Source organism: Microbacterium sp. NPDC089188 (assembly GCF_040685155.1).
Lineage (GTDB): Bacteria > Actinomycetota > Actinomycetes > Actinomycetales > Microbacteriaceae > Microbacterium > Microbacterium galbum.
On record NZ_JBFBHH010000004.1, the window covers coordinates 560,793 to 572,764 of the forward strand.

The 11,972-nt window shown below is 70.7% G+C and carries 9 protein-coding genes and 1 tRNA gene; 5 read left to right on the forward strand and 5 right to left on the reverse strand.

Going from position 1 to position 11,972, the window contains the following annotated elements; all coding sequences use genetic code 11:
• The first annotated feature begins 67 nt into the window (after positions 1-67).
• Positions 68-1,852 carry a M20/M25/M40 family metallo-hydrolase gene (locus AB0N80_RS15865; RefSeq protein ID WP_363579330.1) on the forward strand — a complete coding sequence of 595 codons (1,785 nt, stop codon included), beginning with the start codon at positions 68-70 and terminating at the stop codon, positions 1,850-1,852.
• Positions 1,853-1,913: 61 nt separating this feature from the next.
• On the opposite strand, the gene AB0N80_RS15870 is transcribed toward AB0N80_RS15865, so the two are convergent.
• Positions 1,914-2,939 carry an NADPH:quinone reductase gene (locus AB0N80_RS15870; RefSeq protein WP_363579332.1) on the reverse strand — a complete coding sequence of 342 codons (1,026 nt, stop codon included), beginning with the start codon at positions 2,937-2,939 and terminating at the stop codon, positions 1,914-1,916.
• 148 nt (positions 2,940-3,087) lie between these two features.
• Here AB0N80_RS15870 and AB0N80_RS15875 point away from each other — a divergent pair.
• Both AB0N80_RS15875 and AB0N80_RS15880 read left to right on the forward strand, forming a co-directional pair.
• Positions 3,088-3,169: transfer RNA gene (locus tag AB0N80_RS15875), tRNA-Leu, on the forward strand.
• Positions 3,170-3,220: 51 nt separating this feature from the next.
• Positions 3,221-3,967, forward strand: coding sequence for a VTT domain-containing protein (locus AB0N80_RS15880; protein ID WP_315995894.1), 747 nt, complete (start codon positions 3,221-3,223; stop codon positions 3,965-3,967).
• Positions 3,968-4,023: 56 nt separating this feature from the next.
• Here AB0N80_RS15880 and AB0N80_RS15885 read toward each other — a convergent pair whose 3' ends face one another.
• The gene (locus tag AB0N80_RS15885) at positions 4,024-4,875 is read right to left on the reverse strand and encodes a Ku protein (protein WP_363579334.1); all 852 of its coding nucleotides are present in this window, start codon (positions 4,873-4,875) and stop codon (positions 4,024-4,026) included.
• A gap of 185 nt (positions 4,876-5,060) precedes the next feature.
• Between AB0N80_RS15885 and AB0N80_RS15890 the strand changes: the two genes are divergently transcribed.
• Positions 5,061-7,499: an ATP-dependent DNA ligase gene (locus AB0N80_RS15890; protein ID WP_363579336.1), complete on the forward strand. Its 2,439-nt coding sequence runs from the start codon at positions 5,061-5,063 to the stop codon at positions 7,497-7,499.
• A 149-nt stretch (positions 7,500-7,648) separates the two neighbouring features.
• Here AB0N80_RS15890 and AB0N80_RS15895 read toward each other — a convergent pair whose 3' ends face one another.
• The 3 genes from AB0N80_RS15895 to AB0N80_RS15905 form a co-directional block, all read right to left on the reverse strand.
• Positions 7,649-8,566, reverse strand: coding sequence for a cation diffusion facilitator family transporter (locus AB0N80_RS15895; protein ID WP_363579338.1), 918 nt, complete (start codon positions 8,564-8,566; stop codon positions 7,649-7,651).
• Between the two features lie 90 nt (positions 8,567-8,656).
• Positions 8,657-9,307, reverse strand: a complete 651-nt coding sequence (locus tag AB0N80_RS15900; RefSeq protein ID WP_363392049.1) for an RraA family protein — start codon at positions 9,305-9,307, stop codon at positions 8,657-8,659.
• Entirely contained in the window at positions 9,307-10,290 is a 984-nt protein-coding gene (locus AB0N80_RS15905) for an NAD(P)-dependent oxidoreductase (protein WP_363579340.1), read from the reverse strand. The genes AB0N80_RS15900 and AB0N80_RS15905 overlap by 1 nt, the downstream gene beginning before the upstream one ends.
• A 203-nt stretch (positions 10,291-10,493) precedes the next feature.
• Here AB0N80_RS15905 and AB0N80_RS15910 point away from each other — a divergent pair, with 203 nt between their 5' ends.
• Complete coding sequence (locus tag AB0N80_RS15910) at positions 10,494-11,792, forward strand: MFS transporter (protein ID WP_363392051.1); 1,299 nt, start codon at positions 10,494-10,496, stop codon at positions 11,790-11,792.
• Positions 11,793-11,972 lie beyond the last annotated feature (180 nt).

Here is an 11,972-nt window from a genome sequence, read left to right on the forward strand (position 1 = left end):
CTCTGGGCGTCGCGTCATTCCCCCTGGATGATGCGGGCATCGATGCCCGCGGAGAGGCGCATTCATCGTGCTCCGAAACACCCTGCATTCCCCTCCCTCTCGCGCTCGACGGGCGTCGGCGTTGCTGGCGACCGGCGCCCTGGTGGGCGGCGGCCTGCTGATCGCCCCGGCCGCGTTCGCCGGCCCGGCCACCCCGCCCGATGACCTCGGGGTCACGGGCGCCGACGTCATGACGCACCTGACCGAGTTGTCGGACATCAGCGAGTCGTTCGCCGCCGACGGCTACCGCGTCTGGAACGGACCCGGGTACGAGGCCGCCGCCCGCTACGCCGAGCAGGTCCTCGAGGGAACCGGCGCCTTCACCGTCTCGCGTCAGACCTTCGAAGTCCCCACCCCGGAGTTCGGCGAGGCCTCGCTCACGGTGGACGGCACCACCTACACCGGGTCGCACTTCGACCTCAGCGAGGGCATCGAGGGCGACTACACCGCGCAGCTGTCCTTGCCCTCCGACGCCGACGGCGCGCACCTCGGCTGCGAGCCCGGTGACTTCGCCGCCGTCCCGGCGGGCGCGATCGTGCTGATCCAGCGCGGCATCTGCACCTTCGAGGCGAAGATCGACAACGCCACCGCGGCCGGGGCGGGAGCGGTGTTCGTCTACAACAACGAGCGTCCCGCCGAGGAGGGCGTTTCCCCGGACGACCAGCTGACCAACGTCGCCTCGGGACCGCGCAACGAAGACGACTCCCCCGCCGCCACGCTGCCCCAGGCCAGCGGTGACGCCATCGCGGCGCTCGTCGCCGCGGCCCCTGCCGACGTTCCAGTCGAAGGGACGGCGGTCATCGAGAAGCAGTTCCTCGTGACCGAGTCCTTCAACGTGATCGCCGACAGCATCGCGGGCGACCCCGACGACACCGTCGTGATCGGCGCGCACCTCGACGGTGTGGCCGAGGGCCCCGGCGTCAACGACAACGCCTCGGGTTCGGCGGCCATCCTCGCCCTGGCCGAGAAGATCGCGGCATCCGAGACGCCCAACGACAAGCGGATCCGCCTCGCGCTCTGGAGCGCCGAGGAGGTCGGCCTGGTCGGCTCGACCGCGTACGTCGACGATCTGATCGCCAACGACCCCGCCGAGCTCGAGCGCATCTCGTCCTACCTCAACTACGACATGATCGGGTCGGAGAACTTCACCGTCGGCGTCTACGACGCGAACGAGTCGACGTACGAGGCGCCCGTCGAGATCCCCGCGGGCTCGGCGGAGATCGAGCAGATCTACACCGATTACTTCGACGCGATCGATCAGCCGTGGATCGACACCGAGTACTCGGGCCGCAGCGACTACCAGGCCTTCATCGACAACGGCATCCCCGCGGGCGGTCTGTTCTCGGGTGCCGACGACATCAAGACCGAGGAGCAGGCGCGCCTGTTCGGCGGAACGGCCGGGGTGTTCATGGACCGCAATTACCACACGATCGACGACACGCTGGCGAACGTCAATCGCGACGCGATCGACATCTTCGCGCCCGCGATCGGTCACGCCGCGTTCGCCCTCGCGTGGGACGCCGCGGTGGAGCCCTCCCCCGAGCCCACGCCGGGTGAGCCGTCGCCCGAGCCGACCACCGAGCCCACCGTCGCCCCGACGGCTGAGCCCACCGCGGCGCCGACCACGGCACCGAGCCCCGCGCCCAGCGCCACCGGGGGCCCGGCCGGAAGCGGCCCGCGCGGCGGCGACCTGGCGAACACCGGTAGCGACGTCGACGGCTCGCCGCTGCCCGCGGTCGGCGCCGGCATGCTGGCCCTGGGGCTGATCGTCGCAGCCGGCACCGTGATCGCCCGCCGTCGCACTCAGCAGTAAGCAGGCGAACGCGAACCGCCGGGGCCCGTTCGGGTCCCGGCGGTTCGTCGATGAGGGGGGCTCACTCCGCGTCGGTCACCCGGATGAGGACCTTGCCCGTGGCGCCTCCCGCGACGGCGTCATGAGCGGCGGCGGTGTCGGACAGGTCGAACCACGTCAGCGGCAGGCCGTGCGCCTCGCCCACCGGGAGGGCACCGTCGGCCACCGCGGCCGCGACGTCCTCGGCCGCTGCGGCCAGCGCGCGCTCCCCCACGGTGTACAGCAGCAGTCCCTGCCAGCGCACGTTCTTCGCGAAGCTGGGGCGGACGGGGGCGGCGAAGGTGTCACCGCCGTTGTCGGCGTAGTAGCCGATCGTGCCGTGGTTGGCGACGACCTCGACGTCGAGGGCGGCGTTGTCGGCGATGGCGACCTCGACGATGTGCTCGACCCCGTCGGGGGCGATCTCACGGATGCCGTCGGCCAGCGACGCGCTCGGGTACTGCAGCACGTGGTGCGCGCCGGCCGCGCGGGCGAGCTTCGCCTTCTCGTCGTTGCTGACGGTGGCGATGACCTTCGCGCCGGCCCAGGCGGCGAGCTGGATCGCCGCGTGCCCCACGGCGCCGGCACCGCCCTGGACGAGCACGGTACGGCCGGTGAGAGCACCGGGCGCGAGGCGCGAGGGGCCGTCCTCGTGCACGGTGAGCGCGCGATGGGCGGTCATCGCGGGCACGCCGAGGCTCGCGCCGAGTTCGAACGACGCTCCGTCGGCCAGGGGCACCGCCCGCTCGGCCGGGAGGACCGCGTACTCGGCGGCGGTGCCGGTCGGACGCTGGTGGGCGGCCAGGTAGACCCAGACCCGCTGGCCCGCCGAGAGGGTCCAGACGCCGGGGCCGACGGCATCCACGATGCCCGCTCCGTCCTGGTTCGGGGTGATCTCGTCGAACGGGAGGGGGCGGCCGGCGCTTTCACGCGCCTTCCAGTCGGTGGGGTTCACCCCCGACACCGTGATGCGCACGCGCACCTCGCCGGGGCCCGGCTCGGGCAGTGGTCGCTCGACGAGCGACAGGACGGAGGAGTCACCGGGCTGGGTATACGTGATCGCCTTCATACGGAGTCAAACCGCCTCGGCGCAGGGGCATTCCCGTGGGCGTGTCGGCGGGCCCCCGCCCCCGCGGCGGCCGCGGGTGAGATCGCGGGGGTTTGACGGCTCGTTCACATCGAGCGCGCGCGTGCGCGCGCTTAGACTGATCCCACTCGCGGGAGTGGTGAAATCGGCAGACACGCAGGATTTAGGTTCCTGTGCCTTCGGGCGTGGGGGTTCAAGTCCCCCCTTCCGCACGTTCACCGTTTCGCCAGCACCGCCTCTCCGACCCGAACGGGACCGATGTGATCCACACCACCGCCTCACTGCTCCCGTGGCTCGACCCCGCGACGATCATCGACTCGGCCGGCCCGTGGGCCCTGGCCATCGTCTGCCTCATCATCTTCGCCGAGACGGGCCTGCTCATCGGCTTCCTCCTTCCCGGCGACACGCTGCTGGTGATGGCCGGCATCCTGTCGAACCCGGTCACGCACCCCCCGCACGGCGTCTTCGGCGTCAACGTGTGGGTCACCGGGCTGCTCATCGGTCTCGCCGCGTTCCTCGGCGGTGAGGTGGGCTACGTCATCGGCCACAAGGCCGGTCCGGCGATCTTCGAGCGCAAGGACTCCGGCCTGTTCAGCCGCAAGAACGTCGAGCGCACCAACGCGTTCTTCGTGCGCTTCGGTGGTCTGACCGTCATCCTGGCGCGCTTCGTGCCGATCGTGCGCACCTTCGCCCCCATCGCCGCGGGCGTCGGCCACATGAACAAGTGGAAGTACACCCTCTACAACTTCATCGGAGCCGTGCTGTGGGGCTTCGGCCTGACGGTGTTCGGGTACGTGCTGAGCCTCATCCCCGGCGTGGGCGAGTTCGTCGCCGAGTACATCGACGTCATCCTCCTCGCGGTCGTCGTCGGCACGGTGGGCTTCGTCGTCGTCCACTACTTCCGCGAGCGCGCCGCCGCCAAGCGCGAGGGCGCGGTCACCCCCGCCGAGGCGGAGTCGCTCTCCCTCGACCCGAAGACCCTCGAAGACGGAGACCAGCCGACGCGCTGATGCCGTGGGCGCCGCCGGCGCTCTGCTGCCGCCGACGCCTCGGGCACCCGACCCCGTCACGACGCCTTCGACGTCTTCTTCTTCGCCGGAGCCTTCTTCGCGGGCGCATCCTTCTCGCCCCGCGCGGCGCGCGACCGCTCGACGCTCGCCCGCAGCGCCTCCATGAGGTCGATCACCTCGCCGCCGTCGTCGTCCTCGGACTTGCCGAAGGTGGCATCCGTGTCGAGGGCGTCGCCCTGCTCGAGCTTGGCGTCGATGAGGGTGCGCAGCTCCTCCTGGTACTCGTCGGTGAACTCCTCGGGGTCGAAGTCCTTCGAGAAGCTGTCGACCAGGGATGCCGACATCTCGAGCTCCTTCGCCGAGATGCGCACGCTCTCCTCCAGCGCCGGGAACGCGGCCTCGCGCACCTCGTCGGCCCACAGGAGCGTCTGCAGCACCAGCACATCGCCACGGACGCGCAGGGCGGCGAGCCGCGTCTTCTGCCGCAGGGAGAACCGGACGATCGCCGTGCGGTCGGTCTGCTCGAGCGTCTTGCGCAGCAGCACGTACGCCTTCGGCGACGAGGAGTCGGGCTCGAGGTAGTAGGCCTTGTCGAGGGTGAGCAGGTCGACCTGCTCGCTGGGCACGAACTCGACGACCTCGATCTCGCGGCTGCGCTCGCTCGGCAGCGACGCCAGATCGTCCTTGGTGAGGACGACCGTCTGCTCGCCGTCGTCGTACGCCTTGTCGATGTCGCTGTAGGGCACGACCTCGCCGTCGATCTCGCAGATGCGCTGGTACCGGATGCGTCCGCCGTCGGCGTTGTGCACCTGGTGCAGCGAGACGTCATGGTCTTCGGTGGCCGAGTACACCTTGACGGGCACGTTGACGAGGCCGAACGTCAGGGCGCCCTTCCAGATCGATCGCATGACCCCAGTGAACACCCGGAGGGGGACGGATGCCGAGCCCCTTGCGCCGGGGGGAGAGCCCCGGTCCCTTCGTCACGCTCAGGGACCTTCCCGCGGAGGTGGCTGAGCCCGTCGACGCCATCGGGAGGGCCGACGGGGCGCAACCCCCTCGGCATCCGGACCCTCCCCCGCCCTACGCTGGGGCGATGACGGAGCAGACGGTGCGGATCGACGGCCGCCGCCTGCGCCTCTCGAACCTCGACAAAGTGCTCTACCCCGAGACCGGGACCACCAAGGGCGAGGTCATCGACTACTACTCGCGCATCGCCCCGCTGCTGCTGCCCCACGTGGCCGATCGGCCTCTCACCCGCAAGCGCTGGCCCGACGGCGTCGGCACGGCGTCCGCACCGGGCGAGCCGTTCTTCGCCAAGGCCCTCGAGCCCGGGGCGCCGGCGTGGGTGCGGCGCTTCCCGATCGACCACTCCTCGGGCGCCAAGGACTACCCGCTGGTCGACGACCTCCCCACCCTCGTCTACCTGGCGCAGGTGGCGAGCCTCGAGCTGCACGTGCCGCAATGGCGCTTCTCGAGCGAGGGAGAGCGTCAGAACCCCGACCGGCTGGTGCTCGATCTCGACCCGGGTCCGGGCACAGGGCTCGCGGAGTGCGCCGAGGTCGCACGGTGGGCGCGCGCCATCCTGACCGACATGGGACTGGATCCCCTGCCGGTCACGAGCGGGAGCAAGGGTATCCACCTGTACGCGCGCCTCGACGGGCGGCAGTCGAGCGACGCGGCGAGTGCGGTGGCGAAGGAGCTCGCGCGCGCGATCGAGGCGGATCACCCGGAGCTCGTGGTCAGCCAGATGTCCAAGGCCGCGCGGCCCGGGAAGGTCTTCATCGACTGGAGCCAGAACAACGGCTCGAAGACGACGATCGCTCCGTACTCGTTGCGCGGGCGCACGCAGCCGTTCGTCGCGGCTCCCCGCACGTGGGCCGAGCTCGACGATCCCGAGCTGCGGCATCTGCTGTTCACCGAGGTGCTCGACAGGCCCGAGGACCCCCTGGCCCCGGTCGACGAGGTCCATGGACCCCTCCGCGCGTACATCGCGAAACGATCCGCCGATCGGACGCCCGAGCCGGTGCCCCAGCATCCTCACGGCGCTCCCCGTGGCGAAGGCGCGCCCCGCTTCGTCATCCAGGAGCACCACGCCTCGCGGCTGCACTGGGACCTCCGGCTCGAACGCGACGGCGTGCTCGTCAGCTGGGCGGTGCCGAAAGGCGTCCCGCCGACCACGGCGAAGAACAGCCTCGCCGTGATGACGGAGGACCATCCGATGCAATACCTCGACTTCGCGGGCGAGATCCCGCGCGGAGAGTACGGCGCCGGAACCATGACGGTGTGGGACACCGGCACCTACGCCCTCGAGAAGTGGCGCGACGACGAGGTGATCGCCACCCTCACCGGTCGAGAGGGTGGTCCGCTCGGGCGCGTGCGTCTCGCGCTGATCCGCACCGAGGGGCGGGGCGAGAAGTCGCAGTGGCTGCTGCACCGCATGAAGACGGATGCCGACGGCCACCCGCAGAACGACGGAGCCCCGGTCGTGGCGCGCGACCGGGCGGCGCCCGTCGCCGCGGACGCCGTGGTCGGCCGGTCGGCGAGCGACACCCCCGTCGCCGCGGACCTTCGACCCATGCTCGCCACCTCCGCCACGCCGGGAATCGCGCGCGCGGCGGCGGCGCGCTGGGGTGGCACCCCGTGGGTGGAGATGAAGTGGGACGGCATCCGGGGTCTGGGGGTCTGGGACGGCGACCGCTTGCGACTGCGCTCGCGCAACGGCAACGACCTCACCGCCGCCTACCCGGAGGTGACCGCCGTCGATCTGCACCTCGGCCCCCAGCCCGCCGTGTTCGACGGCGAGATCGTGGCCCTCGACGACACGGGACGACCGAGCTTCCCGCTCCTGCAGAAGCGCATGAACCTGACGCAGCCCCGCGAGATCGAGCGGGAAGCGGCCCGGACGCCCGTGCACCTCTACCTCTTCGACGTGCTGTCGGTGGGAGTGCGCGATGTGGCATCCCTCCCCCTCGCTCAGCGTCGTGAGCTGCTCGAGGACCTCGCCGCCGCGGCCGGTGCGCCGATCGTCGTGCCGCCCGTTTTCGACGACGTGGATGCCGCCGTGTCCACCAGCGAGCGGTTCGGCCTCGAAGGGGTCGTGGTCAAGGACCCGGGCTCGACCTACCGCCGAGGGGCGCGGTCGGAGCAGTGGCTCAAGGTCAAGCATTCGCGGACGCAGGAGGTGGTGATCGGGGGGATCCGTCCGGGCAAGGGGAACCGCGCGGGCACGATCGGCTCGTTGTTGGTGGGTGTCCCGTCGACGGACGGGCTGCGGTACGCGGGACGCGTGGGGTCGGGGTTCAGCGAGCAGACGCTCGCCCGCCTCCGCGGTCTTCTCGAGCCGCTCCGGTCGGAGACCGACCCGTTCGTCGGGGTTCCGGCGGCAGACGCCCGCGACGCGCTGTGGGTGCGGCCGGAGCTCGTGGGAGAGGTGGAGTTCGCGGAATTCACGCCCGGCGGCATCCTGCGCCAGGCGCGGTGGCGCGGCCTGCGGCCGGACAAGAGCCCCGACGAGGTCGTGCGGGAGGTCTAGCCCCCGGCCCGCGGCGCGAGGTGGCTGAGCCCGTCGACGCCACAGGAACCCCCGGCGACGGGGAGCGACCGGTCCCTTCGACGAGCTCAGGGACCTCCGGCCCGCGGCGCGAGGTGGCTGAGCCCGTCGACGCCACCTGGTCCGGCGACCTAGGCGTGGCGCGAATCGTGCTCGACGTGACCGGCGGGTTCGAGCTGGAACGTCGAGTGCTCCACATCGAAATGATCTGCCAGACACGTCTGCAGCGACGCGAGGATGGCCGCGGCGCGACCGTCCGCGAGAGCCGCGTCCTCGACGATGACGTGCGCGCTGAACACGGGCGCGCCGCGGGTGAGCTGCCACACGTGCACGTCGTGCACGTCGACCACTCCGTCCGCTCCGCGCAGGTGCTCGCGGATCTCGGCGACGTGCATCCCGACCGGCGCCGACTCGGTCAGCACCACGACGACCTCGCGCAGTAGCCCGATGGCCCGCGGCACGATGAGCACCGCGATCAGCAGGGAGGCGATGGCATCCGCCTGCACGAAACCCGTCGTGACGATCACGATCGCGGCGATGATCACCGCGATCGACCCCACCAGGTCGCCCAGCACCTCGAGGTAGGCGCCGCGGACGTTGATGCTGCGTTTCTGCGCGCGGCTGAGCAGCCACATCGACACGGCATTCGCGAGCATGCCGACCACGGCGACGACGAGCATGAGCCCGCCCTGCACCTCGGCCTCGGCGGGAGCGAGCAGCCGCTGCACGGCCTCGCCCCCCACCCAGGCGCACAGGACGATCAGGATGACGCCGTTGACCAGTGCTCCGAGCACCTCGGCGCGCTGGTACCCGAACGTGCGGCGGTCGTCGGCGGGGCGCGCGGCGATCGCGGTCGCCACGAGCGCGACGACGAGCGCCGCCGCGTCGGTGAACATGTGCGCCGCGTCGGCCAGCAGCGCCAGGGAGCCCGACAGGATCGCCCCGACGATCTGCACGAGCATCACCGTCGCGGTGAGCGCGAGTGCGGTGGCGAGCAGGCGCCGGTTGCCGGCATCGCGGATGCCACCGGACGGGGCGTGGTCGTGCATCGGTCCAGGCTAGGCGCGGCGCGGCGACATCCGCGTGATTCCGGGGAAGTCGGGAATGAGAACCCCTCTCGTCATCGCCGCCTGACGCGCTCAGCCGCCGTCGACGGCCTCGCCACCCCGGATGCGCGCGCGCAGGCCGTTCTCGAAGGCGTCCTGGGCCGACAACCGTTCGAGCACCTCCTCGAGGGCCGCAGCGGGGAGCACGACGATCCCGTCACGGTCGGCGACGATCGCGTCACCGGCGCGGCAGACGACATTGCCGACGGCGACCGGCGCTCCCACCACCCCCGGGCCGGCCTTCGAGGGGCCGGCCGGATTGACCGCTCGCGCGAAGACGGGCAGGCCGAGTCTCTCGAGCTCATCGACGTCGCGGGTCGCCCCGTCGATCACGACGCCGCGTACACCGCGGACGACACAGACCTCGCCGAGGATGTCGCCGAAGACCGCGCGGTTCGTCTCAGCGTGCGCGTCGACGACGAGCACGTCGCCGGGGGCCGCTTCGTCGAGACCACGATGGATGGCGAGGTTGTCACCGTCGCGGGTGAGGACGGGCAGGACGGTACCCGCGAACCGAGGGAGACCGTTCTGCGGGCGGATCACGGAAGTCATCATGCCCATGCGCGCGGTGACGTCGCCGATGAGGGCGACGGGATACGCGGCGACAGCGTCGACGAGGCCGATCGGGGCGCGACGCCACCCCGGGGAGACGGAGATGGAGGAAGCGTCGGCGGCGATGAACATCAGACCACCGCCGTTGCGGCGAGATCGCGGACGGCCCGGTCGGGACGACGTCCGGCGAGCGCCTGTTCCACGCTCTGCGCCGCGAGTCGGCCGACCACGACGAGCGCCTCCTCCGTTTGACCGGCCACATGCGGGGTGACCAGGAGGTTCCCGAGCGTCAGGTCGGTGCGAGTGTGGGTCAGGGGGTCGTTCATGTCGATGCTCTCGGCCTCGATCACGTCCAGCCCCGCGCCGGCGAGCGCCCCCGACCGCAGTCGGGCGACGAGGGCCGCCTCGTCGATGACGCCGCCGCGCGAGGTGTTGATCACGACGGCTCGCGCGGGTAGCAATCCGAGGCGACGGTCGTCGAGCAGATGCCGCGTCTCGGCGGTCAGCGGAACGTGAAGGCTGACCACGTCGGCCGAAGGAAGGGCGTCGTCGAGGCCGGCGAGGCCCACGCCGAGCTCGTGAGCCGCCTCGGGCGCGAGATAGGGGTCGGCGACGACGACCCGCATTCCGAATCCACGCGCGATCGGGGCGACGAGGGCTGCGATCCCCCCTCCGCCGACGAGCAGCAGGGTGCGCCCGTTCAACTCTCCTCCGGTGAGCGAGGGACGCTCTTCGCTCCAGCGCCCGCGCTGAACGCTCGACGAGGCTTCTCGAACGCGTCGTATGAGCGTCAGCATCAGCGCGAAGACGTGCTCGGCAACCGCGCGCGCGTTCGCACCGGGCGTGGTGGTGACCCAGATGCCCGCCGCAGCGGCGGCGTCGAGGTCGACGTTGTCGGTTCCGACGCCGTGCCGGGCGATGATCTTCAGGCGAGGGGCCGACGCGATCATGCGCGCGTCGATGGTCTCCGCGCGGACGATCGTGGCCTCGACCGTGGTCGCCACCTCACCCCACCCCCGGGCGTCGTCCCCGAACCCGACGGTGACGTGGTGGGATCGTCGCAGGTCCGCCAAGACGTTCTCGTCGATGGGGTTCGTGACATGGATGTGACTCATCGCTGCACCTTTGCTAATCGAGACACTGCTCTCGTTTTAAACACCATACGTCGCAACGGCGTCGTCCTCAAACGTCGTCTCGCACGTGGTGCGGTTCCTGCACTCACGCCATGGGAGTCTTGACAGCATGCCGAAACCCCCTCATGCTGAACTCGTAAAGTGCGACACAAGGCGCACTTAGTCAACGGAGACAGGATTCACTCATGACCGCTGTGACCGAGAAACGCCGAACGGGCGCCAAGAAGGCCACCGGTGCCGCAATCTTCGGCACGTTCATCGAGTACTACGACTTCAGCGTCTACGGCTACGTCGCCGCGACCCTCTCCCTGGTGTTCTTCCCGAGCGACGACCCGACCGTCGCTTTGCTCAACACCTTCCTGGTCTTCGGCTCGGCATTCCTCGTGCGCCCCCTCGGAGCGTGGTACTTCGGTCGGCTCGGTGACCGGCGTGGACGCCGGGTCAGTCTCGTGGCGAGCATCACCCTGATGGGCGCCGCGGCCACACTGACCGGCCTGCTGCCCGGCTACGCGCAGATCGGCATCCTCGCCCCCGCCCTCCTGGTCCTGCTGCGCATGCTGCAGGGATTCTCCGCCGGTGGAGAGATCGGCGGCGCGGCTTCCTACATCCGCGAGTGGGCACCGCCGCACCGTCGACCGCTCTACATCTCTTTCATCCCCAGCGTCGCCAACCTCGGCAAGGGCCTGGCTGCAGGCGCCGCGGCATTGATCGCCGCGCTGATCCCGGCCGACATCATGGTGGATTGGGGCTGGCGTCTGCCCTTCCTCGCGGCGCTGCCGCTCGGCATCCTGTGCCTGTACATGCGCCTGAAGGTCGAGGACAGCCCCGAGTTCACCGCCCTCGCTCAGGAGGACGCCACCACGAAGAAGCCGTTCCTCGACCTCGTCCGCGAGTACCGCCCGCAGCTGTTCAAGGTGATGGGCATCTCGACCGTCCAGAACCTCGGGACCTACGTCGGGACCGTGTTCGTCGCCGTCTACTTCTCCGAGGTGCTCGGCTTCAGCAAGAGCCAAGCCTCGACGATCGTGCTGGTCGCGGTGCTGCTGGCGGCCTGTCTCATCCCGTTCGCCGGTGTGTTCGGCAATCGCGTGGGCGCCAAGCGCACCCTCGTCGTGGCCTACATCGCGTACGTCGTGATCACCCTGCCTTCGTTCGCCTTGATGAACACCGGGTCTTTCGGGCTCGCCGTCCTCGGTCTGGCTCTGGGAATGATTCCGTACGCTCTGTGCCAGGCCGGCACCTATGGCTCGGTCTCCGAGTTCTACCCCACCCGCATCCGTCATACCGGTGTGGCCGTCGGCCATAGCGTCGGTGCCGTGATCGGCGGCGGTGCGGGTCCCTACCTCGCCACCTGGCTGATCGACGCCACGGGCAACACCTACATGCCGGCGTTCATCCTCATCGTGGCGGGCCTCCTGGGCCTCGTCCTCGTGACCGCCGGGGTGCGCCCCAGCCGCGACAGCACGAGCCACCTCTACCGGTGACGCACGCGGGGGTCGGCGGTTCCCAGAGCCGCCGACTCCCGCGCTACCCTTTCTGCATGACCCCCCTGCCCGCCCCCGTCGACGCCGCCGCGGACCCCCCCCCGCGCGGGGGAACGCGGCCGGGGGGGCCGGGGGAGTTGTGGCCGGACCACGGCGCCCTCCAGGCGGCGCCCCGTGTTA

Excerpts from the sequence above, each read along its gene's own strand:
- AB0N80_RS15870 (WP_363579332.1), bottom strand. The coding sequence starts at position 2,939 with ATGAAGGCGATCACGTATACCCAGCCCGGTGACTCCTCCGTCCTGTCG.
- AB0N80_RS15885 (WP_363579334.1), bottom strand. The coding sequence starts at position 4,875 with ATGCGATCGATCTGGAAGGGCGCCCTGACGTTCGGCCTCGTCAACGTG.
- AB0N80_RS15890 (WP_363579336.1), top strand. The coding sequence starts at position 5,061 with ATGACGGAGCAGACGGTGCGGATCGACGGCCGCCGCCTGCGCCTCTCG.
- AB0N80_RS15895 (WP_363579338.1), bottom strand. The coding sequence starts at position 8,566 with ATGCACGACCACGCCCCGTCCGGTGGCATCCGCGATGCCGGCAACCGG.
- AB0N80_RS15900 (WP_363392049.1), bottom strand. The coding sequence starts at position 9,307 with ATGTTCATCGCCGCCGACGCTTCCTCCATCTCCGTCTCCCCGGGGTGG.
- AB0N80_RS15905 (WP_363579340.1), bottom strand. The coding sequence starts at position 10,290 with ATGAGTCACATCCATGTCACGAACCCCATCGACGAGAACGTCTTGGCG.
- AB0N80_RS15910 (WP_363392051.1), top strand. The coding sequence starts at position 10,494 with ATGACCGCTGTGACCGAGAAACGCCGAACGGGCGCCAAGAAGGCCACC.